The organism is Sphingomonas sp. Sph1(2015), assembly GCF_001970915.1.
In the GTDB taxonomy this organism is placed as follows: Bacteria; Pseudomonadota; Alphaproteobacteria; order Sphingomonadales; family Sphingomonadaceae; genus Sphingomonas; species Sphingomonas parapaucimobilis.
In genome coordinates this window covers 1-424 of record NZ_MQUI01000129.1, presented here as the reverse complement: position 1 = coordinate 424, position 424 = coordinate 1, and the positions used below count along the sequence as shown (strand labels likewise).

At 56.4% G+C, this 424-nt stretch carries 1 rRNA gene; it reads left to right on the top strand.

What is annotated here, in order from left to right:
• Positions 1–424, top strand: a 16S ribosomal RNA gene (locus BSZ14_RS18860); the annotation flags it as partial.

The window sequence follows — 424 nt, the reverse complement described above, 5'->3', positions numbered from 1 at the left end:
GGAATCTTCCGCAATGGGCGAAAGCCTGACGCAGCGACGCCGCGTGGGGGAAGAAGGCCTTCGGGTTGTAAACCTCTTTCAGCAGGGACGAAGCCACTCGGGTTAATAGCCCAGAGAGTGACGGTACCTGCAGAAGAAGCCCCGGCTAACTACGTGCCAGCAGCCGCGGTAATACGTAGGGGGCAAGCGTTGTCCGGATTTATTGGGCGTAAAGAGCGTGTAGGCGGCCAGATAGGTCGGTTGTGAAAACTGGAGGCTTAACCTTCAGACGTCGACCGAAACCATCTGGCTAGAGTCCGGAAGAGGAGAATGGAATTCCTTGTGTAGCGGTGAAATGCGCAGATATCAGGAAGAACACCCGTGGCTAAGGCGGTTCTCTAGTACGGTACTGACGCTGAGACGCGAAAGCGTGGGGAGCGAACAG